This window comes from Phyllobacterium sp. P5_D12, from assembly GCF_054049495.1.
In genome coordinates this window covers 1-564 of sequence record NZ_JBFUMG010001174.1, presented here as the reverse complement: position 1 = coordinate 564, position 564 = coordinate 1, and the positions used below count along the sequence as shown (strand labels likewise).

Here is a 564-nt window from a genome sequence, read left to right as displayed (position 1 = left end):
GCGTTAGGCACCGCCAATGCGGATGTGAGCACCATTCGAGGCATCGCCGCGGAAGCGCGCCAATCTAGTGGCGCGCTCTCCCTGCAAGTCAAACACCGATCTTGCCGCAGCCAGGTCCCGGTGCTCACTGAAGAAGAAATCCACCGTATCACCAACGCAAGATCAGGAAATTTTATTCTACACTCAGAAAATTTTGCGACAGAACCGGAGCAATTGGCCCAGCCTATGGTGCGGTTGCATTGGTAAACGCCAACTGCAGCAATGACCTGGTCAAAGTGCCCGGTATTCGGTTCATGAAAAAGGTCGATGTGGATGTCTCCAAACTCTTGTCCCGCGGCGCCGACAAATTGGCGGACGACCAGATGGCTGACATCAAGAAATTGTTCGAGAAATAAATAAAAGTTGGAGGGGGGACGTATACGGATAGGGGATGGCTCTAAACACAATTGCGTATTGCGAAGTGTAGGCGTATTTGGGATCGTTAGTGACAATAGAGGGGGAGTATAAGAACACGGCGGGAGGAGAAAAAAGGAAGGAAACATAGTTCGAGGATCTCTTTAACGG

1 protein-coding gene is annotated in these 564 nt (G+C 50.9%); it reads left to right on the top strand.

All coding sequences use genetic code 11. The features are described from left to right. A partial coding sequence (locus tag ACXJ5O_RS29350; RefSeq protein WP_457302970.1) for a hypothetical protein occupies positions 1–246 on the top strand: 246 nt, incomplete at its 5' end. Positions 247–564: the final 318 nt, after the last annotated feature.